At 55.5% G+C, this 22,398-nt stretch carries 20 protein-coding genes, 1 other RNA gene and 2 pseudogenes; 8 read left to right on the forward strand and 15 right to left on the reverse strand.

The features are described 5' to 3' along the window. The first annotated feature begins 87 nt into the window (after nucleotides 1-87). Nucleotides 88-801, forward strand: coding sequence for a GNAT family N-acetyltransferase (locus tag F0Q32_RS04275; RefSeq protein ID WP_149462107.1), 714 nt, complete (start codon nucleotides 88-90; stop codon nucleotides 799-801). Here the strand turns inward: F0Q32_RS04275 and ykgO are convergent. Both ykgO and F0Q32_RS04285 read right to left on the reverse strand, forming a co-directional pair. Beyond that, nucleotides 798-938 carry a type B 50S ribosomal protein L36 gene (gene ykgO / locus F0Q32_RS04280; RefSeq protein ID WP_005125190.1) on the reverse strand — a complete coding sequence of 47 codons (141 nt, stop codon included), beginning with the start codon at nucleotides 936-938 and terminating at the stop codon, nucleotides 798-800. The genes F0Q32_RS04275 and ykgO overlap by 4 nt on opposite strands. Beyond that, nucleotides 938-1,198, reverse strand: a complete 261-nt coding sequence (locus F0Q32_RS04285) for a type B 50S ribosomal protein L31 (RefSeq protein ID WP_015965539.1) — start codon at nucleotides 1,196-1,198, stop codon at nucleotides 938-940. Before F0Q32_RS04285 ends, ykgO begins: the two co-directional genes overlap by 1 nt. 203 nt (nucleotides 1,199-1,401) lie before the next feature. Here F0Q32_RS04285 and F0Q32_RS04290 point away from each other — a divergent pair. Beyond that, nucleotides 1,402-2,977 (forward strand): annotated as a pseudogene (locus tag F0Q32_RS04290) (EAL domain-containing protein). 62 nt (nucleotides 2,978-3,039) lie between these two features. Here F0Q32_RS04290 and F0Q32_RS04295 read toward each other — a convergent pair. Further along, nucleotides 3,040-3,393, reverse strand: coding sequence for a DUF1428 domain-containing protein (locus F0Q32_RS04295; protein ID WP_149462108.1), 354 nt, complete (start codon nucleotides 3,391-3,393; stop codon nucleotides 3,040-3,042). Between the two features lie 106 nt (nucleotides 3,394-3,499). Next, nucleotides 3,500-4,102, reverse strand: coding sequence for a YitT family protein (locus F0Q32_RS04300; RefSeq protein WP_149462109.1), 603 nt, complete (start codon nucleotides 4,100-4,102; stop codon nucleotides 3,500-3,502). Nucleotides 4,103-4,190: 88 nt separating this feature from the next. Here F0Q32_RS04300 and F0Q32_RS04305 point away from each other — a divergent pair, with 88 nt between their 5' ends. After that, nucleotides 4,191-5,618 carry a PLP-dependent aminotransferase family protein gene (locus F0Q32_RS04305; RefSeq protein WP_149462110.1) on the forward strand — a complete coding sequence of 476 codons (1,428 nt, stop codon included), beginning with the start codon at nucleotides 4,191-4,193 and terminating at the stop codon, nucleotides 5,616-5,618. A 91-nt stretch (nucleotides 5,619-5,709) separates the two neighbouring features. Here F0Q32_RS04305 and ffs read toward each other — a convergent pair. Then, nucleotides 5,710-5,806, reverse strand: an RNA gene (ffs, locus tag F0Q32_RS04310) — signal recognition particle sRNA small type. Nucleotides 5,807-5,891: 85 nt separating this feature from the next. Between ffs and F0Q32_RS04315 the strand changes: the two are divergent. Further along, nucleotides 5,892-6,284 (forward strand): annotated as a pseudogene (locus tag F0Q32_RS04315) (MGMT family protein). 33 nt (nucleotides 6,285-6,317) lie between these two features. Here the strand turns inward: F0Q32_RS04315 and F0Q32_RS04320 are convergent. Continuing rightward, entirely contained in the window at nucleotides 6,318-6,887 is a 570-nt protein-coding gene (locus F0Q32_RS04320) for a YbaY family lipoprotein (RefSeq protein ID WP_149462112.1), read from the reverse strand. Nucleotides 6,888-7,103: 216 nt separating this feature from the next. On the opposite strand from F0Q32_RS04320, the gene tesB reads away from it, so the two are divergent. Continuing rightward, a complete protein-coding gene (gene tesB / locus F0Q32_RS04325) occupies nucleotides 7,104-7,964 on the forward strand; it encodes an acyl-CoA thioesterase II (RefSeq protein WP_149462113.1) in 861 nt (286 codons plus the stop codon). Nucleotides 7,965-8,019: 55 nt separating this feature from the next. On the opposite strand, the gene amtB is transcribed toward tesB, so the two are convergent. The 5 genes from amtB to F0Q32_RS04350 all read right to left on the reverse strand — a co-directional run bounded on the left by amtB (nucleotide 8,020) and on the right by F0Q32_RS04350 (nucleotide 14,570). Beyond that, complete coding sequence (amtB, locus tag F0Q32_RS04330) at nucleotides 8,020-9,306, reverse strand: ammonium transporter AmtB (RefSeq protein ID WP_149462114.1); 1,287 nt, start codon at nucleotides 9,304-9,306, stop codon at nucleotides 8,020-8,022. 31 nt (nucleotides 9,307-9,337) lie between these two features. After that, complete coding sequence (gene glnK / locus F0Q32_RS04335) at nucleotides 9,338-9,676, reverse strand: P-II family nitrogen regulator (RefSeq protein ID WP_015965555.1); 339 nt, start codon at nucleotides 9,674-9,676, stop codon at nucleotides 9,338-9,340. 877 nt (nucleotides 9,677-10,553) lie between these two features. Continuing rightward, on the reverse strand, nucleotides 10,554-12,332 hold the full coding sequence (locus F0Q32_RS04340; protein WP_149462115.1) for a SmdB family multidrug efflux ABC transporter permease/ATP-binding protein: 1,779 nt from the start codon (nucleotides 12,330-12,332) through the stop codon (nucleotides 10,554-10,556). After that, nucleotides 12,325-14,088, reverse strand: a complete 1,764-nt coding sequence (locus tag F0Q32_RS04345; protein ID WP_149462116.1) for a SmdA family multidrug ABC transporter permease/ATP-binding protein — start codon at nucleotides 14,086-14,088, stop codon at nucleotides 12,325-12,327. The genes F0Q32_RS04340 and F0Q32_RS04345 overlap by 8 nt, the downstream gene beginning before the upstream one ends. 23 nt (nucleotides 14,089-14,111) lie before the next feature. Next, entirely contained in the window at nucleotides 14,112-14,570 is a 459-nt protein-coding gene (locus tag F0Q32_RS04350; RefSeq protein ID WP_149462117.1) for an Lrp/AsnC family transcriptional regulator, read from the reverse strand. 115 nt (nucleotides 14,571-14,685) lie between these two features. Here F0Q32_RS04350 and F0Q32_RS04355 point away from each other — a divergent pair, with 115 nt between their 5' ends. Further along, the gene (locus tag F0Q32_RS04355) at nucleotides 14,686-15,735 is read left to right on the forward strand and encodes a PLP-dependent cysteine synthase family protein (RefSeq protein WP_149462118.1); all 1,050 of its coding nucleotides are present in this window, start codon (nucleotides 14,686-14,688) and stop codon (nucleotides 15,733-15,735) included. A gap of 46 nt (nucleotides 15,736-15,781) precedes the next feature. On the opposite strand, the gene cof is transcribed toward F0Q32_RS04355, so the two are convergent. Then, entirely contained in the window at nucleotides 15,782-16,600 is an 819-nt protein-coding gene (gene cof, locus F0Q32_RS04360) for an HMP-PP phosphatase (RefSeq protein ID WP_149462119.1), read from the reverse strand. Between the two features lie 98 nt (nucleotides 16,601-16,698). On the opposite strand from cof, the gene F0Q32_RS04365 reads away from it, so the two are divergent. Both F0Q32_RS04365 and queC read left to right on the forward strand, forming a co-directional pair. After that, nucleotides 16,699-18,396, forward strand: coding sequence for an SgrR family transcriptional regulator (locus F0Q32_RS04365; protein ID WP_149462120.1), 1,698 nt, complete (start codon nucleotides 16,699-16,701; stop codon nucleotides 18,394-18,396). Nucleotides 18,397-18,462: 66 nt separating this feature from the next. Continuing rightward, on the forward strand, nucleotides 18,463-19,158 hold the full coding sequence (gene queC, locus F0Q32_RS04370) for a 7-cyano-7-deazaguanine synthase QueC (RefSeq protein WP_149462121.1): 696 nt from the start codon (nucleotides 18,463-18,465) through the stop codon (nucleotides 19,156-19,158). A gap of 110 nt (nucleotides 19,159-19,268) precedes the next feature. Here the strand turns inward: queC and F0Q32_RS04375 are convergent, their stop codons facing one another. From F0Q32_RS04375 to ppiD, 3 genes are all read right to left on the reverse strand, one after another. Further along, entirely contained in the window at nucleotides 19,269-19,667 is a 399-nt protein-coding gene (locus F0Q32_RS04375) for a YbgC/FadM family acyl-CoA thioesterase (protein ID WP_015965563.1), read from the reverse strand. A 104-nt stretch (nucleotides 19,668-19,771) separates the two neighbouring features. Beyond that, nucleotides 19,772-20,143 carry a helix-hairpin-helix domain-containing protein gene (locus F0Q32_RS04380; protein WP_149462122.1) on the reverse strand — a complete coding sequence of 124 codons (372 nt, stop codon included), beginning with the start codon at nucleotides 20,141-20,143 and terminating at the stop codon, nucleotides 19,772-19,774. A gap of 148 nt (nucleotides 20,144-20,291) precedes the next feature. Then, nucleotides 20,292-22,166: a peptidylprolyl isomerase gene (gene ppiD, locus F0Q32_RS04385; protein ID WP_149462123.1), complete on the reverse strand. Its 1,875-nt coding sequence runs from the start codon at nucleotides 22,164-22,166 to the stop codon at nucleotides 20,292-20,294. Nucleotides 22,167-22,398: the final 232 nt, after the last annotated feature.

The following is a 22,398-nucleotide window of genomic DNA, read 5'->3' on the forward strand; positions in this document are numbered from 1 at the left end:
GCACCATAAAAAGATACATCCATGGCACTTTTTATGGAACCAGCAAGTCTCTATTCTCATCTTGTCTACTTACAGCAAGGAGAAGTTATGAGTCAGCTAAATCAATTTAATCAACCTGTTGGTGATGCATTACCCGACTGGCAACCGCGTTCCCATCCGGAACGTGTGATGCTTGACGGTGCCTGGTGTCGTCTGGAGCCCCTGGCCGTTCATCATGCTGACGCGCTGTTTGCCGCCCACCAGCTTGCCGCTGATACGCGCAGCTGGACGTGGCTGTTGCGTGAGCCTGACAGCTGTGTGGACGATTTTCGCCAGTGGGTCGCCAGTGTGGAAAATCTCAGCGATCCTATTCATTTTGCGGTAATTGATAAAAAAACCGATAAGCCGGTGGGCTCACTGTCGCTGATGCGCATTGATGCCAGTAATGGCGTGGTGGAGGTTGGGCACGTGCACTTTTCGCCGCTGCTTAGCCGCACCCCGATGTCAACGGAAGCGCAGTGGCTGCTGATGTGCTACGCCTTTGATACGCTCGGGTACCGCCGCTACGAATGGAAATGTAATAGTCTGAATAAACCCTCGCGCAATGCTGCATTACGTTTAGGCTTTCAGTTTGAAGGTCGCTTTCGTCAGGCGCTGGTAATTAAGGGTCATAACCGCGATACGGACTGGTTTTCGATTCTGGATAGCGAATGGCCTGCGCTTGATACGGCGTTTCGTCACTGGCTTGCCGCCGACAACTTCGATGCCGACGGCAAGCAGCGAAAAACCCTGGAACAGTGGCGCAATAATGGGAAAGATTAACGTCTTTTTTTACGACCCTGCACCGCTTTAAAACGCGGATTGGTCTTGCAAATGACATACAGCCGCCCTTTACGCTTCACAATCTGGCAGTCCGGGTGGCGTTGTTTTGCACTGCGTAATGAATTCAGTACCTGCATTATTGGCCTCTCACATCCAGAAAACGGCCAAAGCGCTGACGGAATTTCGCGGCGCTGCCTTCGCTGGAAAACGACTTCTGTTTCCCGGTATAAAACGGATGCGACTTTGCAGAAACCTCAAGAGTGACATAGGGATATGTCTCTCCTTCGAGTTCAATTTCGCGATCGGTCTTGATTGTTGAACCGACTTTAAAATATTCATTGGCGCTGGTGTCGTGGAAGACCACGGTTCGATAATGCGGATGGATATTGGTTTTCATAACGCCCTCAACATGTATGTTATAACATAACAATATACTAAGACATCCTCTCACATCGATCAACCCTGATTAAAACAGGGTTATTATTCTTTCCTGACTGGTGATAAATTACGCAACCCATCTCAGAATAACCCTATTGTTTAATAAGCTTATTATTGGGATGAGATATACTTGTCGTACTTTGCCACATTAAGGACAACGCTGTGACAACACGACATCTGGTGGGTCTGGTGACGGGCGTGCTCATTTTGGCGATTTTTTTGCCCATTTTACTGAGCATCTGGCTGGCTCATCGCGAGGCAGATGCCCAGTTCAGGGATGAACAAGAACTCTATGCTTCTCGGGTGATGGCGCGCACGCTGCGGGTACTGGATCAAGCGAAAGCCGCGCTTATTCAGATAGACACCTCAAAGAATCCAGGTTGTAACCCGCAGCATCTTCTGGAGATGCGCCGTCTTTCGTACTCCTGGCGCTATGTTCAGGAGGTGCTTTATCTAAAGGGATCAACGCCGGTATGCTCATCGCTGGAGGTGAAAAGTGCCCCCGTGACCTATCCGCAGCCCGATCGAGTCACACAAGATGGTTACCGCACCTGGTTTACTGCGAAAAACGATCTGGGGCTCGATTATCACATGATTGCCATTGCAAGCAGGCAACATATGGTCATTATCGACCCTTTATCGTTTATCGACGTTCTCCCTTCTGAACTCAGCAATATTCAGTCCGCGCTTCTGGGCACAGTCAAAGATCGGGTGCTGGCGAGTAGCCAGCCTATTGATATCGCCGTGTTCAAACGCATGCAACAAGAGGGGCTTGAAACGCTGACGGCGAACAAAACCATTTATACCGTACGACATTACCCTGAGCTTGATCTGGCGGTGATGACCTGGTCATCTGTGCAACCGAAGGTTGCCAGCTGGCATCGTCAACTTTTGATTTGGTTACCAATCGGGATGCTAATCAGTTTGCTCGCGGCCTGGTTTATTCTGCGGTTGTTGCGACGCTTGCAATCTCCCCACCATCGGATGCTCGACGCTCTGAATGAATCGGCAATTACTGTTCACTACCAACCGATTGTTTCACTAAAAAGCGGAAAAATTGTTGGTGCGGAGGCGCTGGCCCGCTGGAAGCAACCAGACGGAAGCTATTTGTCACCGGAGATCTTTATTCCTCTTGCTGAGCAAACCGGGCTCATCACAATGCTGACAGAAACCGTTGTGAAGAATATCTTTTTGGATTTAGGGAAATGGCTGCATGTTCATCCTGATCTCCACATCTCTATTAATCTCTCGGTTGAGGATATTCAGTCGACAACGCTTCCTGTGCTGCTAAGTCAACAACTCAACCATTGGCAAGTCGCCCCCCTCGCAAATTGCGCTTGAACTGACTGAGCGCGGATTTGCTGACCCAAAAACGACACTGCCCGCCATTGAAAGCTATCGTAAAGCGGGCCACGCTATCTATATTGATGATTTTGGTACCGGTTATTCCAGTCTTCGCTACCTGCAAGATCTCGAAGTCGATACGCTGAAAATCGATAAGTCATTTGTGGATGCGCTGGAGTATCAGCAGGTTACACCCTACATCATCGAGATGGCGAAAACCCTTAAGCTGGATGTGGTTGCGGAAGGCATTGAAACGGCCTGCCAACAGGAGTGGTTGTATCAGCACGGTGTGCATTACGGCCAGGGCTGGCTGTACAGCAAAGCGCTGCCTAAAACCGATTTTATTCTCTGGGCCGAGGAGAATTTACGCTCGCACTCAGCAGGCGCTGCTTAAGAGAAAGCCCGAAGATTCTCCGGCATGGATCTGGCTGGCGGCACGCCGCACAGCCAGTCAGGCTACTCGTCGACGATGGGCAGGAAGCCACCGTAGATCATGCGTCGTCCGTCAAACGGCATTGATTCCCCCAGCGCCTTCATGCGCGGGTCGTTCATCATTTTCTCATTTGCCGCGTCGCGGATGTCTTTGGAAGGGTATTCAATCCAGCTGAAGACCACCTCTTCATGTTCTTCTGCCTGCACCGCCATGCGAAAATCGGTCAGATTGCCGTTGGGTACATCATCCGCCCAACATTCGACAATGCGGGTTGCGCCAAACTCTTTAAACAGCGGCGCTGCTTTTGCGGCCATCTCGCGGTATGCCTCCTTATTGTCCACGGGAACAGCAACAACAAAACCATCAACATACTTCATCAGATAATCCTCCGAAGTGACAGCGCAGCCAGAAAGCCTGACTGCGTCTGTTGATAAGTTTAGTTCTGCTGCGAGCTAAACGCGTAGCTCAACCGCCGCTCTGAACTCAGGAAATTACCGCCGCGTTGCGCGTTCCGCTGGGTTGACGAAACCACGGCAGACAAAGCTGAATGAGTGGGCCGATCGCCAGAGCATACAGCACGGTGCCAACACCAAATGTTCCACCCAGCAGTACACCAATCACCAGCACTGACAGTTCAATGGTAGTACGAATCACTCGTACCGACCAGCCAGTACGCGCGTGCAGCCCGGTCATCAGGCCATCGCGCGGCCCCGCGCCGAAACCCGCACCGATATACATCCCCGTGGCCAGCGCGTTCACCACGATTGCCGCAGCCAGTAGCGCGCTACGCGCCACCAAAGATTCCAGTGGCGGCAGAATAGCCAGCGTCGCATCGGCGGTCAGCCCCAGCACAATCACGTTACTGACCGTGCCCAGCCCCGGACGCTGGCGCAGGGGGATCCAGAACAGCAGCACCAGGACGCCGGTGGCGATAATCACCAGGCCGATATTCATCGACAGCAGGCTGGCGACGCCGAGATGAAACACGTTCCACGGATCGGCGCCCAAATCCGCACGAACAAACATCGCCGTGGAGACACCGTAAAGGGCCAGACCGATATAAAGCTGGATAAGACGACGGAGCATGATGCACCTCAGAATAAGCGTTCAGAACTTCATCATCGGTGAAAATGGCATTATGATTAATGACCAGTTTTTAAAAAGTGGACTGCATATGACACCACGACGCTCGGCCACCCACTCATTGGTTCGCCTGCTTGGCCACTGGCAGGAGGCCAACTCACGCACCCCGCTATGGCGACAGCTGGCACAGGCGCTGCGTTTGCTAATCCTCGATGGGCGGTTACCGCTGGAGAGTCGTTTACCCGGCGAACGTGAGTTTGCCACGGTATTGGGCGTCAGTCGTACCACTGTCGCCAGCGCACTGGCGCAGCTAAGAGATGAAGGGTATCTACAAAGTCGCCACGGTAGCGGCTCGTGGGTGATGTTGCCAGAAGGCCGCCGCGAAATTCCAACCCGCATGTCGGCACCGGAAGCGCTGGATCTCTCCACCGCCGCGCTAAGTGCCGGTGCAGAAATACATCAGGCCTACAGCCATGCATTAACCATGCTACCGGAGTATTTGCATCACACCGGCTACGATCAGCATGGATTAAGGGTACTGCGCGAAGCCATCGCGCATCGCTACTGTGCGCGCGGCCTGCCGACAAAAGCGGACGAAATTATGCTGGTAAACGGTGCGCTCAGCGGGCTGGCGCTGGTTCTGCGCGCAATGACCGGACCTGGCGATCGCGTGGTCGTTGAGAATCCCACTTATCCGTTAGCGATTGCCGCGATTCAGGGCGCATCCTGCCGCCCCGTGGGCTTATCTTTGCCCCCACAGGGGTGGGATACTGACGGGCTGGCGGCGATCATCGCCCAAACCGCGCCGCGTCTGGCGTGGCTGATGCCCGATTTTCATAACCCTACCGGTCGCTGTATGGACCACGCCACACGACAGACAATCGCTGACCTCGCCGCCCGCACGCGCACCACGCTGGTGGTCGACGAAACGATGGTCGATTTATGGTACAACGCCCCACCTCCCCCGCCGCTGGCGGCATTCAATGCCGATGCCCCGGTGATTACCATCGGCTCTGCCGGAAAAAGTTTCTGGGGTGGGTTACGTTTAGGATGGATTCGGGCTTCAACACGCACGCTCGCATCGCTGATTCAGGCGCGCGATACGCTCGATCTCGGCTCACCGCTGCTGGAACAGTTAGCTGCGCTGTGGTTACTGGAAAACGCCGACAATTTATTGCCTGCCAGACGAGCGATGCTGGCGCAACGTCGCGACATGTGTGCCGCATTGATGCAGGATTATTTTCCCCAGTGGCACTTTACCCAGCCTGAAGGCGGCCTCTCTTTCTGGGTTGAACTGCCCGAGATGCTGGCCACGCAGTTTGCGGCCCGGGCGGAAAGCGTGGGTATACACCTTGGCACAGGCACGCGCTTCGGGTTAGCGGGCGCGTTTGAACGCAACCTGCGCCTGCCTTTTACACTGCCAGATGAAACATTGCGTGATGCCTTTGAATTATTACAGCCGCTCTGGCAGACCCTTGCCGGGCAGCAGAATACCAGCCGATTACGCAAAATCATTTAAAGGATGTCGCTGCGATTCAGGGTAGTGAAAGATATCGTGCTATTGATGTGAGAATAGAGGCGTGGTGACAGAGGGCTGAATTGGGTGGGAGCCCTGCCAGCTACATCCCGGCACACGCGTCATCTGCCCTGGCTGCTTCCTTCCGGACCTGACCTGGTGAACAGAGTAGCGTTGCGGGAGAACCAACAGAGCCCCCATTGAGAACGTTAGTTACCTAACGCGCTGGCGCATTATCCCTGCTGCCTCATGCAATTGCAAGCCATCTGCGCTTACCTGCTGGATTCTTGCGCAATCACCCCTTCACAGCACGCAGGATGCTGATTATGCTGAACGCTGGTTTATCAGGAACTGACTATGGACGCATTCGATTCCTTTCCTCAGCGAGTCTGGCAAATTGTCGCCTCGATCCCCGAAGGCTTTGTCACCACCTACGGTGATGTGGCACGTCTGGCGGGTTCGCCGCGCGCAGCAAGGCAGGTTGGCGGCGTATTAAAGCGACTGCCGGAAGGCTCGACTTTGCCCTGGCATCGGGTGGTGAATCGACACGGTACCATTTCCCTTACTGGCCCTGATTTACAGCGCCAGCGTCAGGCGCTGCTCGCCGAAGGGGTGCAGGTATCAGGCGGAGGTAAGATTGATTTGCAGAAGTATCGCTGGATCTACTAAAAAAATGCCCTCACGAGGAGGGCATTGAAAGGCTTATGGGATTTGCGTCGGCGCCGGGTCCGAGGACGACGGGTTAACCTGGGTCGGCGACGTTGATGGCACGGTCGTAGCCGCTCCACCGCTTTGCTGCATCGGCACAGCTGTCTGCTGTACCGGAACCAGTGTCAGGTCGGCTTTGGTGCCGACCTGATTGATAATGGGCTGCACGGTGTCAGTAATAAAGATCAGCTTATCATTCAGCGTAATGGCTGCGCTCAACAGAATTCGGGCATTAGGCTGGATGTCCTTCGGGTTGAACGGCAGCACAAAGCTAAAGGGTGCCTGTTTCCCTTCGGTACGCGTCACTTTCTGAGCAATAACTTTGGACGGTGCATCGGCGAGCGAGGCATCAGAAACCGTAACGGTCAGCACCGCATCCGGTGGCAACGCCACTTTCTGACGGATCCACACGGTCCCCGTGACACTCGGCTGCTGAATCGCCGCTTGCGTCGCGCCCGCAGCGCTCGGATTCGGCGCAGGGGTCTGAATATCTGCACTCTTATCTGCACAGGCAGACAGAGCGACGGCGATGGCTATTCCACTTAACATTGGCACGATTTTCATTGCGTTCTCCTTTTCGCTCATGCATCCGCAGGATTTATTCCTGCCAGAGCGACCATTCATGACAGTCATAACGGGTTAAGTGTGGCACAGATCTCCTTTTTTTTCCTGCAAACTGCCCTTTATTCAGACTTTTGCACCCATCGGACCAGCTGCAAAACTGCGTTATACTGTGCTAATCCCTCGCCGCGGCGATGATAAAAATTATTGAGGAAATCTATGAGTCAGGCGCTATCTAACTTACTGGCATTGTTGAATCTGGAAAAAATCGAAGAAGGATTATTCCGCGGGCAGAGCGAAGATTTGGGGCTGCGTCAGGTATTTGGTGGCCAGGTTGTGGGTCAGGCTCTTTATGCCGCAAAAGAAACGGTTCCCGTTGAGCGCCTGATTCACTCCTTCCACAGCTACTTCCTGCGCCCCGGCGACAGCCTGAAGCCGATTGTCTATGACGTCGAAGTGCTGCGCGATGGTAACAGCTTCAGCGCTCGCCGCGTGTCGGCGATTCAGAACGGTAAACCGATTTTCTATATGACTGCGTCATTCCAGGCCCCCGAACCGGGCTACGAGCATCAGAAAACCATGCCCGAAGCGCCAGCGCCGGAGAGCCTGCCGTCAGAAACCGATATCGCCCGTTCGCTGGAGCATCTGCTGCCGCAGGTGCTGAAAGATAAATTCCTCTGCGAACGCCCGCTGGAAATTCGCCCGGTCGAGTTCCACAACCCGTTGAAGGGCCATGTCGCTGAGCCAAAACGTCAGGTGTGGTTACGCGCAAACGGGACGGTACCGGATGATTTACGTGTACACCAGAATTTGCTGGGCTACGCCTCCGATCTCAACTTCCTGCCGGTCGCACTTCAGCCGCACGGTGTCGGTTTCCTGGAAAAAGGGATGCAGGTCGCAACGATTGACCATTCCATGTGGTTCCACCGTCCGTTTAACCTGAACGACTGGTTGCTCTACAGCGTGGAAAGTACGTCAGCCTCCAGCGCGCGTGGCTTTGTGCGCGGCGAATTCTATTCGCAGGATGGTGTACTGGTGGCCTCGACGGTACAGGAAGGGGTGATGCGTAATCGCGGATAAGATGACGTCTGAAAGCAAAAGCCTCCACAAGCGGAGGCTTTTTTGTTAGAACTGATTAGGCGTTGTACGCGTTTTCGCCGTGACTGTTGACGTCCAGCCCTTCGCGCTCCTGCTCTTCCGGAACACGCAGGCCAACGGTCAGGTCTGCTACTTTGTAGCCAACGAAGGCCACAATGCCCGACCAGACAATGGTGATGGCGATGCTTTCCAGCTGTACCAGCACCTGATGGCCCATGGTGACGCCTTCCGCATAACCCACGCCGCCAAAGGAGGTAGAGGCAAAGATACCGGTCAGGATACAACCCACGATGCCACACACGCCGTGAACGCCGAAAACATCGCAAGGATCATCCACACGCAACCAGCGTTTCAGGATGGTGACGCCCCACAGCCCGGCCAGACCCGCAACGATACCGAGGATCAATGCGCCGCCAACACCGATAAAGCCACACGCGGGGGTAATACCGACCAGGCCCGCAATCGCCCCGGAACACGCGCCCAGCAGAGACGGTTTACCACGCAGTGCCCACTCACCGAAGACCCAGCCCAGAATCGCTGCCGCAGTTGCCACAACGGTGTTCACGAAAGCCAGACCGGCAATTTCGTTCGCCGCGCTCGCTGAACCGGCGTTGAAACCAAACCAGCCGAAGTAAAGGATGGCAGTACCAATAAACACCATCGGCAGATTATGCGGTTTAAACGCTTCTTTGCCAAAACCGACGCGTTTACCAATCAGGTAGGCCCCAACGAGACCCGCAACCGCCGCGTTAATATGAACCACCGTACCGCCCGCGAAGTCCAGCGCGCCGTGCGAGCCCAACAAACCGCCGCCCCACACCATATGCGCAATCGGAATATAGGAGAGCGTCAGCCAGATAACCACGAAAATCAGCACCGCTGAAAAACGAATACGTTCTGCCAGCGCGCCGACAATCAGGCCTACGGTGATGCAGGCGAACGAGCCCTGGAAGGCAACATGAATATACTGATAGAACGTGCCCATCGGCGCGGTCAATGCAATACCTTTCAGCATCACCCAGTCAAAATTACCGAAGAAGCTACCGCCGGTACCGAAGGCCAGCGTATAGCCGTAAACCACCCACAGCACGCAGACCAGCGCGAACGTCACCGCCACCTGCGTCAACATAGAAAGCACGTTTTTCCCACGAATCAGGCCGCCATAAAACAGGGCAATTCCCGGAATGGTCATAAACAGCACCAGCGCGGTACAAATCATCATAAAGGCGTTATCGGCTTTATCGATCGTCGCCGGAGCCGCCATCGCCAGGCCCGGCAACAGCGCCAGAGCCGCCAAACCGGTTTTCAATTTTGCTATTTTCATTTTCTCGATCCCTATCACTGTGCGCCAGGAATTACAGTGCCGCTTCGTCGGCTTCGCCGGTACGAATACGAATCACACGTTGCAGCTCGGCGACGAAAATTTTACCGTCGCCAATTTTTCCGGTGTATGCCGCCTTGCTCACCACATCCACGACTTCATCAAGCTGGTCGTCGGCAATCGCGACGTCAATCTTCACTTTAGGCAGGAAGTTCACGCTGTACTCCGCGCCGCGATACAGCTCGGCATGCCCCTTCTGACGACCGAAGCCCTTCACTTCCGTCACGGTCAGTCCCTGAATACCAATTGAAGACAGCGCTTCGCGGACGTCTTCGAGTTTGAATGGTTTGATTACCACGGTAACCAGCTTCATAGATCCCCTCCAGTCAGAATTCGGTAATGGCTGCTGCTACACGAAGTAGATAAAGCAAGGGGCGTGCCAGAAATGAAAACTGAGAGGGAATTGGCGATTAACGGCGTCAGGCTCGTGGCGGTGCACATGCATTAACTGGAAATGAAACAAAAACGCACCATGCGAGTGCATGATGCGTGGTTGAATTGCACGCGCTGGTGCGTCTGTTAGCAAATTGCTTAAAAAAAGTGCATCAGTCCGTTAATGATGGTCAGCTAAGCGCAAAGTTCCGTTCACTTTACGTTTTGCGCTACATGTAACATCAGCATCAGTGAACGGGCAAAGGGGGTCAACCGCGACCCCCTTCGCAATCCCCGCGGCCCCGCGGGGAAATCGGTGCTTCGCACTACGCTCTCCTCCGAACTCCAGCCTGCGGCACGGCGAAACTCGACGTCCTGTCTCGGTTCGCCTCAGTCCGCCATCCATGGCGGACTGACCTTGTCTTCCATTCTCCGGCTCGCCGATTTCCAGCGGGGACTCGTCGGTTTCAGATACATTGGTTTTTGCTGTTAACTTAAAGGCCGCACCGCCGTTGGTGGCGTCAAAATCGCCGAAGCGTTCCCTGAAGGCCGGGGCAGCCCACATGGATGTGGGCTGAGGGCGCGGCTTTACAGGGATGTTACCTCGCGCCCGACCCGAAAGCCGTAAGGGATAAGCTGAGGGAACCGCGAAGCGGCGATTTTTCCGCCAAAGCCCGGGGGGTGCAGGGGGCGGCGGCGATTGGCCGCCCCCTGCGTGCTCCCTGCGCCTGCACGATTTATATGGCATGGAGCCAGACAGGAGCGCAACGGGGAGATGCTCTGAAAAGTGAATCGGCCCTTAACTGACCAGCATCACATCAGGCGGTCAGCGTTTCATCCTGCGCACTGGCGGCAAGCTCTTCCCCGGCCAGTTGAAGCTGATACATCTGCCAGTATCGGCCTTTGGCTTCCAGCAGTTGCTGGTGCGAGCCCTGCTCCACCGCCTGCCCGCGATGCAGCACCATAATGGTGTCAGCATCAACGATGGTGGAGAGTCGATGCGCAATCACTACCAGGGTGGTGTGTTCACGTACGGCGGCCAGCGCCTGCTGAATAGCCTGTTCGGTGCCGGAGTCGATATTGGCGGTGGCTTCATCCAGAATCAACACCTGCGGGGTATCAACCAGCACGCGTGCCAGCGCCAGCAACTGTTTTTGCCCAACGGAGAGATTATTGCCCTGCTCGCCGAGCGGTGTATAAATATCATCGCTCAGCCCACGCGCCAGTTCCGCCAGTTGCACCGTTTCCAGCGCCTGCCATACCTGCGCTTCGCTGATATCACGGCCCAGCGTGACGTTCGCGAAGAAAGAGTCGGCCAGGACAACAGGGTCCTGCTGCACCATGGCGACGCCCTGGCGTAGGACCTGATGATTTAAACTGCCAAGCGGGCGACCACCCAGGCGGATTTCACCTGCATTCGGCGGGTAATAGCCCATCAGCAAACTGGCAAGCGTGCTTTTCCCGCTGCCCGTATGCCCTACCAGCGCCACAAAACTGCGCGAGGGAATTGAGAGCGAGATATCCTGCAACACCATACGATCATCGCGGTAAGCAAAGGAGACGTTATCAATCTCGATGTCGCCGTTTTCCAGCGGGCGCGCATCGTCGCCGTAGGTCTGACGCGGCCTGTCCATCAGTTCGAATACGCGCTCCCCGGCCACCACCGCCTGTTGCAGCATTGACTGCTGGGTGGTGAGTTCAATCAGCGGTTCATTGAGACGCCCCAGGTAGCTGATAAATGCGTACAGCACGCCCACTTCAATGGTGCCAACCGAGGTAAAACCAAACAGCATCAACAAACCGCACAGGATCAACGTAGAGAAAAGGCTGAGCAGCGGACGCAGCAGGAAGCCATCAAGACGCAGGGTTTGCATACGCGCCAGATAGTGCTGACGGCTATGCTCGCCGATGCGTTCGCCAAAACGCGCCTGCTGACGGAACTGCTGAATAACGCTCATGCCGTTGATCACTTCGTTAAAACCGTCATTAATATCCGCCAGATATGTCCGCACACGGCGCACGATAGGCGTGCTGTAGCGTTGGTAAATCACCATGACGGTCAGCACCGCCGGGAAAATGCAAACCGCCACCAGCGCCATGCGCCAGTCGAGGCTGAACATCGCCACCAGCATCGCGCCAATCAGCGCAGCACTGCGCAGCACCGTCGCCACGACGGTGACGTAGAGATCGCGGATCACTTCCGTGTCGTTCGTTACGCGGGAAATCAGTTGCCCGACGGGTTGTGTGTCAAATTCGCTCAGTGGCTGGCGCAGCGCGGCATCCATCACGTCACTTCGCAACTGTTGTACCACGCCAACCGCCGCGCGATTGAACAGCAGCGATTGGTTATAGTGCAAGGTCGCCGCCAGCAGTTGCAGGCCGATATACGCCGCCGCCAGCCCCGCAACGGTGCCCAGTGGCAGCGTGTGTTTCGCCACCATGTTATCAATGAAGTAACTTATCAGAACCGGCCCGGAGACTTCCGCCGCGGCCGCCACCCATAACATCACCACAGCAATAGAGAGCGGTTTGCGCCACGGTGAGCCGTAGGCCAGCAATCTTTTTAATGTCGGCCACAGTTGACCAAAATTACGCATCGGTCACCTCCGACGGTTCTTCATCCAGCGCCGCCTCCAGTTGCTGATAGCGATACATATCGCGATACCAGCCCGGCTGCATCACCAACTGTTCATGCTGCCCGCGCTGGCAGAGATGCCCGTGCTGCATCACAATGATTTCACTGGCTTCCGTCAACGCCGACAGGCGATGCGCGCTGATAATCACCGTGCGGCCTTCGCCCCACTGGCGCAGGTTGTGTAAAATATGGTGCTCGGTACGACCATCCACCGCCGAGAGCGCATCGTCGAGGATCAGGATTTCCGCATTGAGCAAGAGCGCACGGGCAATGGAGATGCGCTGCTTCTGCCCACCAGAGAGCATTACCCCACGCTCGCCCACTTCCGTATCGTAGCCCTGCGGCAAACGCAGAATATCCTCATGGACGCTGGCAAGCCGGGCGACGTGTTCAATTTCTTGCTGGCTTGCCCCCGGGCGGCCTAACGCGATGTTGTTGGCTACCGTATCTGAAAAGAGGAACGGCGTCTGGCTGACCACTGCCAGGCGGCTGCGCCAGGCATCCAGTTTGAGTTTTGGCAGGGCGATACCGTGAAAATCGATTTCGCCTTTTTCCACGTCGAAGTGGCGCTGAATCAGCGACAGAATAGTGGATTTACCGGAGCCCGTTGGGCCGCAAATGCCCAGCATCTGCCCCGGTTGCAGCGTGAAGTGGACTTTCGTCAGCGTCGCCTTTTCCGTTTGCGGATAATGGAACTGGTCAATGGCGACCTTCAGCACACCGCGCCCGTCCGGTACCGATTCGGTGCCGTCATTGACCACCGGCGCTTCCATCAGCATGGCGCGAATACGGCTGTAAGCGGCGCTGCCGCGCTCGACGATATTAAACATCCACGCCAGCGCCAGCATTGGCCAGATCATTAAACCGAGATACATCACGAAGCTGGTCAATTGACCGAGCGTCAATGTCCCCTGCATCACCATCCAGCTTCCGCCGCCAATCGCCAGCAGGTTTGCCATACCGATGGCGATATAAATCGTCGGGTCAAAACGGGCGTCAATACGCGCCACCCGCATATTCTTCGCCCCGGTATCCGCCGCATCGGCGGCGAACAGCGCCGACTGGCGATCTTCCAGGCCAAAGGCTTTAATCATGCGAATACTGGTCAGGCTCTCTTGTGTGCGGTCGTTCAGGCTGGAGAATGCCGCCTGCGCCAGCTTGAAGCGGTTGTGCAGCATATCGCCATAGCGCTTAATCGCCAGTGCCATTATTGGCATCGGTAACAACGCCAGCAGCGTGAGCTGCCAGCTGATTTGCGTGGACATCACAATCAACACCGCGCAGCCCATCACCAGCGAATCCACCAGCGTCAGCACGCCTTCCCCGGCGGCAAAGACGACACGGTCAACATCGTTGGTGGCGCGTGCCATTAAATCACCGGTGCGGTGACGCAGATAAAATTCCGGGTGCTGGCGGCTTAACTGGCGATAAAAGTCTTCCCGCAGTTCGACCGCGAGTTGGTAGGACGCACCGAACAACAGCACGCGCCAGACGTAGCGCAGCAGATAGACCACGATGGCAATCGCCACCATAAGGCCGATCCACATCCAGATGGTCGTCGCGGTGTAGTGTTGTTGGGTGACGCCGTCAACGACGTAGCCCACCACCTTCGGCGGGATCAGTTGAAGAATGGCGATAACCACCAGCAGCGCGACGGCGCCAAGATAGCGACGCCACTCCCGGCGGAAATACCAGCTTAATTGAGCAAATAATCGCACGCAGTAAAATTCCAGAGATAGTGTTATTCGATGGGAAGCGCTGTGGTGTATTTAATCTGTTCCATCGCAAAACTTGAGGTGACGTCCGACAGTCCGGGGACGCGATTCACCAGGCTTTTATAAAAATCATCGTAGCGTTTCATGTCGGCGACCTGTACCCGCATCAGGTAGTCGTATTCGCCTGCCATACGCCAGAAGCCGAGCACCTCGGGCATCTGGCTGACTTCATTTACAAAACGACTATACCATTCACTGCTGTGATGTTGCGTTTTTATCAGCACAAACGCGGTGAGGCCGAGGCCCAGTTTCTCCGCATCCAGCAACGCCACGCGCCCAAGCAGAATGCCTTCATCTTCCAGCCGCTTGAGCCGCTTCCAGCAGGGTGTGGTGGTCAGATTAACGGCATCGGCCAGTGCCTGCAAAGAGAGGGTGCAGTCCGTTTGCAGCAGCGAAAGCAGCTTGCGGTCAATTTTATCTAACATCGCTGTCCTCAGGAGAAAATTTTTCTCCTGTAAGTCTATTTTAAAGTGGAGATAGCAACAATTTTTTCCGCATCTTTCGCTAAGCTAGGCACAAAATGACAAATGGAAAATCACCATGAACAGCACCTGGGTCAAAAACGCCATTAGCGAAATTAACGCCGACTATCAACGTAGCGCCGACACGCACCTGATTCGTCTGTCGCTGCCGGCGTTTCCCGGCATTCAGCTCTACTTAAAAGATGAAAGCACTCACCCAACCGGCAGCCTGAAACATCGTCTGGCGCGGTCGCTGTTCCTGTATGGCCTGTGCAACGGCTGGATCAAAGAAGGCACGCCCATTATTGAAGCATCTTCCGGTTCTACTGCCGTGTCGGAAGCCTATTTCGCTCGCCTGCTGGGGCTGCCTTTTATTGCCGTCATGCCCTCATGCACGGCAAAACGCAAAATCGAACAGATTGAGTTTTACGGCGGACGCTGCCATTTCGTGCAAAGCGCCTGCGAAATTTATGCCGCCTCCGAAAAGCTGGCGCGTGAACTGAACGGTCACTATATGGACCAGTTTACTTTCGCCGAACGCGCGACCGACTGGCGCGGAAACAACAACATCGCCGACAGCATCTTCCGCCAGATGAGCCATGAACCTAACCCAATCCCTGACTGGATTGTGATGAGCGCGGGCACTGGCGGTACGTCGGCGACCATTGGCCGCTACATTCGCTGTCAGGGGCACAACACACAGTTAATGGTGGTCGATCCGCAAAACTCGGTGTTTATGGATTACTGGCAAAGCCGAGACGGTAGCCTGCGCAGCAGCGTTGGCAGTAAAATTGAAGGGATTGGCCGTCCGCGCGTCGAGCCCTCCTTCATTCCTGATGTTGTCGATGACATGCTTCGGGTACCGGATGCGGCAAGCGTCGCCACCGCGCAATGGCTGGAAAGCCAGTTAGGTCGGAAGGTTGGCGCGTCAACCGGTACCAACATGTGGGGCGCATTGCAACTGGCCGCGCGGATGCGTAAAGAGGGGCGTAGCGGGTCCATCGTGACGCTACTGTGCGACAGCGGCGAGCGATATCTGGAAACCTATTACAACGCAGAATGGGTAAAAGAAAATATCGGCGATCTCGCGCCGTGGCAGGCGGAAATTGAGTGCCTGCTGGCGAGATAAACAAAAAAAGCCGGGCTAATATGCCCGGCTTGCTGGAAAGGTCTCATTATTCGGGGGAATAAGGAAGGTTGGGTTTGTCCAGCCAATGAGTCAAATAGTGGGAGACCGCCTGATTCTGGCAGTGTCCTATAACCGGTAGGTGCGGCAATGCCGCTTTCAGTTGCCCCATCGCGTTGCCCATCACCAGGCCACGCCCGACCAGGCTCAGCATTTCGCGATCGTTCATAGCATCGCCAAACGCCATACATTCCTGCATCGTCAGGCCAAGATGTGCGCTAAGCACCGTCAGCGCCGCGCCCTTGTTGCAGCCAACAGGCAATACTTCCAGGCAATCAACCGCCGAAAAGCAGAGATGCGCACGATCGCCCAATGCCTCCTGTAGCTGAATACTCAAACGCACCAGATCATCGTGATCGCCACAGAAACAGATCTTGGTCACCTCGTGGGCCGGGATCTGACGCAGATCGCGCAGCTGATAGTGAAAGCCGCTGTACATATGCGCCTGCAACATTTCGGGGATCGCTTTGCCGGTGAACCAGCCGTTATCGTTGAAAACGTGCATGCTGGCGTGGGTTTCCCAGCGGGCATGCAACACTTCATCGGCCACGTCCGGGGCGAGGTCGCTACGATGCATGACATCGCCGTGCAGAGAGTGAACGCGGGTTCCGTTGCCGGTAATCAGGAAAGCGTCGAGCGCCAGTTGATCAATCAGCGGGCGCATTTCAAGCACGTGCCGACCCGTGGCGAAGGTCAGCGTAATGTCGCGTTCACGCAGGCGCTTGAGCGTGGCGATCGTCTCATTACCCAGCCGATGATCGGGCATCAGCAGAGTGCCATCCATATCAAATGCCGCCAGTTTTGCCATTTTATCTCCGCCTGTGATCCCGCTCTCTTGCGTACCAGTATTGCCTGAGATATACGGAAGTAATACTGAATTGTTCATATTTATTGTTCCGGGTTTTTATGCGACTGCTTAACCGATTAAACCAGTTTCAGCGCCTGTGGCTGCCCTCTTCCGGCGCACCGCAGCAGGTCACCATTGCCGATCTCGCGGCGCGCTGTTTTTGCAGTGAGCGACACGTCCGCACCCTGCTGCGTCAGGCAAACGAGGCGGGCTGGCTCAGTTGGCAGGCGCAGTCCGGGCGCGGAAAGCGCGGTACGCTAACCTTCCACACGACGCCGGATGCACTGCGTAATGAGATGATGGAGCTGGCATTAAACAGCGGTCAGCAACACAATGCGCTGGAGCTGGCACAGCTGGCGCCAGTGGAACTGCGCGCGCTGCTGCACCCTTTTTTGGGCGGTCAGTGGCAGAACAATACGCCGACGCTGCGTATCCCTTACTATCGTCCGCTGGAGCCATTGCATCCTGGGTTTTTAGTGGGTCGCGCCGAACAGCATTTAGCCGGGCAAATCCATTCCGGACTGACCCGCTTTGGCCGCGATAGCGCCCGCCCGGAAGGCGATCTTGCGCATCACTGGGAGGTATCGGCAGATGGACTGCGCTGGCAGTTCTATATACGCTCCACCCTGCACTGGCACAATGGCGACCCCATCGAAACGCGACAACTCAGGCAACGGCTGGAAATGCTGCTGACGCTACCCGGTTTACGCAGACTGTTTGCCAGCGTGGAACAAATCGCCCAACCCCACGCCCAGTGCCTGAGCTTTACGCTTGCTCGCCCGGATTACTGGCTGCCGCATCGGCTGGCAAGCTATTGCAGCGTGCTGGCGCATCCGGACGATCCCACGCTCGGCAGCGGCCCGTTCCAGCTAAAGATCTTTGAGCCTGAGCTGGTTCGTCTGGAAAGCCACCATCGTTATCATCTGGGGCATCCGCTGTTGCAGGCGATCGAGTTCTGGATCACCCCACAGCTGTTCGAACAGGATCTCGGCACCAGTTGCCGTCATCCGGTGCAAATCGCCGTCGGCGAAGCGGAAGAGCTCAGCCAGTTGCGGCTGGTGAGCAACAGCATCAGTCTCGGCTTCTGCTACCTGACGTTTCGTCAGAGTTCACGGCTTTCAAAAGCGCAGGCGCAGCGGGTGATTTCACTGATTCATCACAGCGGTCTGCTGCAATCATTGCCGGTGGATGAAAACCTGATTACCCCCAGCCAGGCGCTGCTTCCCGGCTGGGCAATTCCGCCTGCGCCGGAAGACGACACGCCCCTGCCGCCACATCTGACGCTGCATTATCATCTGCCTGTTGAATTGCACACCATGGCCGGGGAGCTTAAACGGGCGCTGGCACAGCAGGGCTGTGAACTGACGCTCTGCTTCCACGATGCAAAAAGCTGGGACGATTATCCGGATCTGGATCAGGCCGATCTGCTGATGGGCGATCGGTTGATTGGCGAAATGCCGGAATACACGCTTGAACAGTGGCTGCGCTGCGATCCGTTATGGCCCGCCATACTGAGCGAGTCACGTTACGCAACGCTGATTACCGCGCTGGATGCCGCGCAGGCGCAGGAGAATGAGACACAGCGTATCGCGGCGCTGAAAACCATCTTCACCCTGTTAATGGAAGAAGGCATGCTGACGCCTTTGTTTAACTATCAATATCAAATCAGCGCGCCGCCGGGCGTAAACGGTATTCACCTGAACGCGCGCGGCTGGTTTGATTTCACCCAGGCCTGGCTACCACCATCAACGCGGTGAAGAAGCTGGTCGGCACGCTGCCTGCGCGTTACCATAGCGTCTTTATCGTCATCAACAGGAAATGCTATGAAACGCGCGGTTGTCGTCTTTAGCGGCGGACAAGATTCCACTACCTGCCTGGTGCAGGCGCTCCATCAATATGATGAGGTTCACTGCGTCACTTTTGATTATGGTCAGCGTCATCGCGCAGAGATCAACGTCGCCCGTGAGCTGGCATTAAAACTGGGCGCGCGTGCTCATAAAGTGCTCGACGTCACCCTGCTTAATGAACTGGCGGTCAGCAGCCTGACGCGCGACAGTATTCCGGTGCCGGACTATGAACCGGAGGCTGACGGTATTCCGAATACCTTTGTGCCGGGGCGTAATATTCTGTTCCTGACTCTGACGGCGATTTACGCCTATCAGGTAAAGGCCGAAGCGATCATCACGGGCGTTTGTGAAACCGATTTTTCCGGCTACCCGGACTGCCGCGACGAATTTGTGAAGGCGCTGCATCATGCGGTTAGCCTTGGCATGGCGAAAGATATTCGTTTCGAAACGCCGCTGATGTGGCTCGATAAAGCCGAAACCTGGGCGCTGGCGGACTACTGGGGCAAGCTCGACCTGGTGCGCAGTGAAACCCTGACCTGCTATAACGGTATTAAAGGCGATGGCTGCGGGCATTGCGCGTCCTGTCATCTGCGGGCTAACGGGCTGAACCACTATCTGGCGGATAAAGTCGGCGTGGCAGCAACGATGAAGCAGAAAACCGGGTTGAAGTAAACGCGGTGGGTTGCTGGGGGCCCTGCGCCTGCCCGGCCTACAGACCAGAGCCAGGTATTGATGGAATCTTTGTAGGCCCGGTAAGCACAGCGCCACCGGGCAATATGCACTTACGCGACCATCTGCTCCAGGTGTTCGCGTAATTCCCCTTCCAGAGGCAACGCCTTCTGCGTTTTCAGGTCAATGCAGACAAACGTAATCAATGCATCCGCCACTACCTGCCCTTCCGGGTCCAGCGTGACCACCTGGCTTAATACACCGCTTTTCCCGTTTAGCTGCTCCACTTTACTGGTTACCGTAAGTACATCGCTCAGCACCGCCGGGCGGCGGTAGTTAATGTTGATGTTCACCACCACAAAGGCGATATGGTGCGCGGTCATCCACTGGAAACTGGCGCTGTTTTCCAGCCCATCCCAGCGGGCTTCTTCCAGAAACTCCAGATATCGGGCGTTATTGACGTGCTGATACACGTCCAGGTGATACCCGCGAACTTTAATTTTTGTCTGCATAGCGCCATAGCCTTACATGTTATTAGAAGAGTCAGAGGTCACACCACTGGTATGACCTCTTTAGTCTGGCAAAATTTGACGCCAGCGCAAGCTGCGAGTAGCAATTAAAGCGTAAGGTGGTTCAAATTACGTTCCACCAGCGCGTTACCCATTCCGGGTACCTGCTTCAGATCGTCCACCGTTTTGAACGGGCCGTACTCCTCGCGATAGCTGACAATCGCCTGCGCTTTCTTCAGCCCCACCCCGTTCATTGCCTGTGCCAGTTCTTCCGCCGAGGCCGAGTTGATGCTGACTTTACTGCCACCCTCATCATCGGTTTTCGCCGCAGGCACCGCTTTCGTCTGCTCGGAACTCGCCTTCGCGCTTTGCGTCGCCGTCGGTTTTGCCCCGGCAGTGGAAGCTGCCTGCGCGCTTAAACTCATCCCCATGCAAGACATGACTGCGGCAATCGCCAGCATTTTGATTCCACGTTTCATACTGATTTCTCCTTGTTGATTGATAGCGAAGCCACCATAGCGGGGTGCGAAAAACAATTCAAAAGGCAGATTTCAAATGTGGAAAAGGCCGCGAAAGCGGCCTTTGAGGTGTGCACTGCATTACAAATTAATGCGAGGAGGGTTCCGATTATTGTTGCTGGTCGACAATGTCGCCCATCTTAATCTTCGCCGCTTTACGCAGGTTGCTCATCAACGCTTCGAACGCGATTTGCGCGTTGTTCTGGGTGATACCCTGAACCATCGCTTTCTTCTGCGCTTCCGGCATTTCACCCGCTTTCACTTCGTCCAGCGCCAGCAGAACCACGTTGCCCTGCATGTCGTTGCCCATACCGAAGCTTGGTTTGCCAGGCTTCGGTAACGGCAGTCCGAAGGTTGCCTGGCTCAGCGGATCCTGACCCGTACGGCTCAGGGTTTTGGTTTCGCCAAAGCGCAGACCTGCAACTTTCATCGCCTCGTCACCTTTACCGTCTTTCAGCGCAGCCAGCAGTTTTTCAGCATCGAGTTTCGCCTGCTGCTCTGCTTTGTTGTGCTTAACGATATCGGTCACCTGCGCTTTCACTTCATCCAGCGGTTTCACGCTTTCGGCTTTGTGCTCAGCCACACGCAGAACAAAAGCACGATCGCCATCGACGGTGATGATGTCGGAGTTGTTACCCGGCGCGCCGTTTTCACCCACCAGACCACCGTTGAAGATAGCGTCCGTAACCGGTTTGAAGTTCAGTTCAGCCGGAACGTTATCGTGACCAAACCAGCCGGTCACTGCCGCTTTCACACCAGCAACCTGCTCAGCACCCGCCAGAGAGTCGTTGTCGCTGCTGGCGGCATCGCTGACTTTCTGCTGCAGGGCATAGTAGGCATCCAGCGCTTTTTCCTGTTTCACTTTGTCAGCGATTTGCGCGTGAACATCGGCCAGCGGTTTCACCTGCTCCGGCTGTACATCGTCAAGACGTGCAATCAGGAAGCCCACGGAAGATTTGATGACGCCTGACAGCTGGCCTTTCTCTTTCAGACCCGCATCTTTCAGTTCTGGCACGGTGGCAGAATCTTCCAGCCAGCCCATGTCACCACCGTTACGTTTAGAGATAACGTCGGTAGATTTCTCTTTGGCAATGGTCGCAAAGTCACCGCCGTTGTTTAGCTCATCAAGGATGGCTTTGGCATCGGCTTCGGTTTTGGTCTGGATGATGCTGTAACGTTTACGCTCAGGCTGAGTAAACTCATCCTTGTGCTGGTCGTAGTAGGCCTGTACGTCTTCTTCAGACGCGGAAGCCGGCATGTTCGCCGCATCAAGCTTAATGTAGGTCACGCGGAACTGTTCCGGCGCAACAAACTGACCTTTATTCTGTTCGTAGTAGCTGGCAACTTCCTGATCGCTTACCTGCTGCTTCGCGGCCAGCGCGTTGACATCGATGGTGGCTTCACGCACCAGACGCTGCTGGGAAACCAGCGCGGCCAACTGATCGGTTTCACCCGGCAGCATAAAATCGGTACCCGCAACGGCGCTAATCAGCTGGTTAGTGGTCAGCTGGTTACGCAGCGCCTGCGCGTATTGATCGGCGGTCATCCCCATTTGATTCACCAGCGCGTTGTAGCGGGTGTTATCGAATTTACCTTCGTTCTGGAAGGCCGGGGTCGCGAAGATGGCTTTGCGCACCTGCTCATCGCTAATGCCGAGACCCAGCTCTTTAGCGTATTGATCGAGCAGCGCTTCGTCCACCAGGCGGCTCAGCACCTGCTGACGCATCGTTTTGATGTAATTTTCGTTCGCCGCCAGTTCGGAGAATTGATCGCCCATCTGCTGCTGCATACGATTACGTTCGCTGGCAACAGCGTTTTCAAACTGACCGCGGCTGATTTCCTGGCCATTCACCTTCGCGGCATAGTTGTTGCCGCCGCCAATCAGATAGCCACTTACGCCGGTCAAAATGAACGACACAATAATGATACCGAAAATTACCTTGAGCACGACGCTATTGGCTGCCGTGCGTAAATTGTCCATCATGGTGTAACAACACTCCGCTGTAGGTGACTTTTATACCCGTCCTGCCGCAGGTTGCTGACAACCCGGCAAATTCAGAGCAAATACCTCGTGCAGCATAGCACGTCTCGACCGCTGCGCGTGAGGCCGTATTTTGACAAGAAAACGGGGCCGTTGTCAGCCCGAAACGCGTAGAAACTCGCAGAAAGTGACATTTTGGACATAAAAAAAGGCACATCGTTCGATGCGCCCTTGT

The organism is Pseudocitrobacter sp. 73 (assembly GCF_008369545.1).
In the GTDB taxonomy this organism is placed as follows: domain Bacteria; phylum Pseudomonadota; class Gammaproteobacteria; order Enterobacterales; family Enterobacteriaceae; genus Pseudocitrobacter; species Pseudocitrobacter vendiensis.

Coding starts and splice junctions, on each gene's coding strand:
- F0Q32_RS04275 (WP_149462107.1), top strand. CDS start 88: ATGAGTCAGCTAAATCAATTTAATCAACCTGTTGGTGATGCATTACCC.
- ykgO (WP_005125190.1), bottom strand. CDS start 938: ATGCAGGTACTGAATTCATTACGCAGTGCAAAACAACGCCACCCGGAC.
- F0Q32_RS04285 (WP_015965539.1), bottom strand. CDS start 1,198: ATGAAAACCAATATCCATCCGCATTATCGAACCGTGGTCTTCCACGAC.
- F0Q32_RS04295 (WP_149462108.1), bottom strand. CDS start 3,393: ATGAAGTATGTTGATGGTTTTGTTGTTGCTGTTCCCGTGGACAATAAG.
- F0Q32_RS04300 (WP_149462109.1), bottom strand. CDS start 4,102: ATGCTCCGTCGTCTTATCCAGCTTTATATCGGTCTGGCCCTTTACGGT.
- F0Q32_RS04305 (WP_149462110.1), top strand. CDS start 4,191: ATGACACCACGACGCTCGGCCACCCACTCATTGGTTCGCCTGCTTGGC.
- F0Q32_RS04320 (WP_149462112.1), bottom strand. CDS start 6,887: ATGAAAATCGTGCCAATGTTAAGTGGAATAGCCATCGCCGTCGCTCTG.
- tesB (WP_149462113.1), top strand. CDS start 7,104: ATGAGTCAGGCGCTATCTAACTTACTGGCATTGTTGAATCTGGAAAAA.
- amtB (WP_149462114.1), bottom strand. CDS start 9,306: ATGAAAATAGCAAAATTGAAAACCGGTTTGGCGGCTCTGGCGCTGTTG.
- glnK (WP_015965555.1), bottom strand. CDS start 9,676: ATGAAGCTGGTTACCGTGGTAATCAAACCATTCAAACTCGAAGACGTC.
- F0Q32_RS04340 (WP_149462115.1), bottom strand. CDS start 12,332: ATGCGTAATTTTGGTCAACTGTGGCCGACATTAAAAAGATTGCTGGCC.
- F0Q32_RS04350 (WP_149462117.1), bottom strand. CDS start 14,570: ATGTTAGATAAAATTGACCGCAAGCTGCTTTCGCTGCTGCAAACGGAC.
- F0Q32_RS04355 (WP_149462118.1), top strand. CDS start 14,686: ATGAACAGCACCTGGGTCAAAAACGCCATTAGCGAAATTAACGCCGAC.
- cof (WP_149462119.1), bottom strand. CDS start 16,600: ATGGCAAAACTGGCGGCATTTGATATGGATGGCACTCTGCTGATGCCC.
- F0Q32_RS04365 (WP_149462120.1), top strand. CDS start 16,699: ATGCGACTGCTTAACCGATTAAACCAGTTTCAGCGCCTGTGGCTGCCC.
- queC (WP_149462121.1), top strand. CDS start 18,463: ATGAAACGCGCGGTTGTCGTCTTTAGCGGCGGACAAGATTCCACTACC.
- F0Q32_RS04375 (WP_015965563.1), bottom strand. CDS start 19,667: ATGCAGACAAAAATTAAAGTTCGCGGGTATCACCTGGACGTGTATCAG.
- F0Q32_RS04380 (WP_149462122.1), bottom strand. CDS start 20,143: ATGAAACGTGGAATCAAAATGCTGGCGATTGCCGCAGTCATGTCTTGC.
- ppiD (WP_149462123.1), bottom strand. CDS start 22,166: ATGATGGACAATTTACGCACGGCAGCCAATAGCGTCGTGCTCAAGGTA.